The organism is Paludisphaera sp. (assembly GCF_037189885.1).
Lineage (GTDB): Bacteria > Planctomycetota > Planctomycetia > Isosphaerales > Isosphaeraceae > Paludisphaera.
On the sequence record NZ_JBBCIR010000052.1, the window covers coordinates 1 to 1,945 of the forward strand.

At 70.8% G+C, this 1,945-nt stretch carries 1 protein-coding gene; it reads left to right on the forward strand.

Annotated features, from left to right (window positions below):
* The first annotated feature begins 409 nt into the window (after window positions 1-409).
* Window positions 410-1,729 carry a DegT/DnrJ/EryC1/StrS family aminotransferase gene (locus WG209_RS15500; RefSeq protein WP_337175971.1) on the forward strand — a complete coding sequence of 440 codons (1,320 nt, stop codon included), beginning with the start codon at window positions 410-412 and terminating at the stop codon, window positions 1,727-1,729.
* Window positions 1,730-1,945 lie beyond the last annotated feature (216 nt).

Here is a 1,945-nt window from a genome sequence, read left to right on the forward strand (position 1 = left end):
GTACTTGTGCCGATGGTCGGGCAGCGCGGCGCGGGCCGCCTCATAAGCAGTATGCAGGACGCGACGCGGGGATTTGCTCGTCTTCACAACTCATACTACGGAACCTCGTCGACGCCGGTTCACCGGTTTTCTACAGAGCAAAATACAAACGTTCTTCCCTTCTGGAGGGGGAAGTCAGATGAGGGGGAGCTTGCCCGCCGAGCTTTGGAGTTCGGAACCCGGCCCAGGCCGTCGGCCGCGGAAAGGCCTCCACGTTCTCCGATGGCCGGCTCGCTCGTCCCCCCCTCATCCGGCCCTTCGGGCCACCTTCCCCCACCAGGGGGGGAAGGCCGTTATGATGTTCGCATCGAATTTAGTCGGGCCGCGCGCGTCCGGCAATCAGGCTCACCCCCGGTGGAGACCCAGGGCCATGCGCAACGACCAATCGACCGGCGGCGCCTCGCACTCTCGGCGCGCGATCCTCGCGGCGGCGGGCGCCGTGGCGGCGGGGGGGGCGATCGGCCGCGCCAGGGGCGCGGAGTCCCTCGCGCTGGAAGGCGGACGGCCCGCGGTCTCGGCCGCGCCCGCGAGGCAGGTGGAGGCGGCGCGCTGGCCGATCTTCGGCCCGGAGGAGGAGGCCGCCGTCCTCTCGCTCCTGCGCAACCCGGGCTACGGGCCGATCGAGGACCTGGAGCGCGACTGGAGCGAGCGGTTCGCGGTCCCGTTCGCCAGGGCCCATTGCAACGGCACGACCGCGCTGGCCTCCATGTACTTCGCGCTCGACCTCCCGCCGGGCTCGGAGGTGCTGGTCCCCAGCTACACCTTCTTCTCGTCGATCGTGCCGATGCGGCTCTTCGGCCTGGTGCCGCGGTTCGTGGACGTGAACCCGCGCACGCTGAACTTCGACCTGGACGACGCCCGCCGCCGCCTGACTCCCAGCGTCCGGGCCATGCTGCCGGTCCACTGGATGGGCCTCCCCTGCCCGATGGACGACATGGCGGCTTTCGCCCGCGAGCACGGCCTGGCCCTGCTGGAGGACGTCGCCCACGCGCACGGGGCGTCCTACGGCGGCAAGCCGCTGGGGTCGTGGGGCAGGATGTCGATCTTCAGCTATCAAGCCAGCAAGCCCCTGCCCGCCATGGAAGGGGGCATGGGGACGTACCTGGAGCGGGACGATTTCGAACGCGCCACCGCGTTCGGCCATTCCGAGCACCCCTCGCGGTTCCCGGCCGACAGCCGCTATCGCCGCTACGCCGGGGCGAGCCTCGGCCTGAAGCTCCGGATCAATCCCCTGGCCGCCGCCCTGGTCCGCTCGCAGCTCCCGAAGCTCGACGCACGCAACGAGGCCGGCGCCGCCCAGGTCCGCCGGTTGAACGACCGGATCGCCCAGCTCCCCGGCCTGGTCGAGCCCCCCTGCCCCCCCGATGCCCGGCGGATCTACTACGCCAACAACATCCTGTTCCTCGACGAGTCGAAGGCCGGCGCCTCTCGCGAGGCGATCGTCAAGGCGCTCCAGGCCGAGGGCGTCCGCGCCCGCGCCCTCTCCTACCCCCTCCAGCACAAGATGGCCATCTACGCCGAGGCCGAATGGTGGCGCCACCCCCCCGCCATCCCCGACCTCCCCGGCTCCGACGAGGCCAACCGGACCGCCATCGCCCTCCCCTACTTCACCTCCGACGTCCCCGAGCTGGTCGACCAGTACGCCGAGGCGTTCGAGAAGGTCTGGGCCCAACGCTCCAAGCTCGGCTGACGTGGACGGGGCGGCCGCGATCCGGAATCTTTCCGGGATTCGTGAAATCCCCGGAGCCGCCCCGCTGATCCTGCCCCTCGAAGCGCCGCTTCATCGCTCCTTGACAACCCGGATGACCGAACGACGGATCGCGACCGTCGATGGCCGGAAGGGCGCGCGCCACCGAGGCCGTTTTTGTGGCGCGGGCGGGGCCCCCCCCCCCCCGCGCCCCCCAAC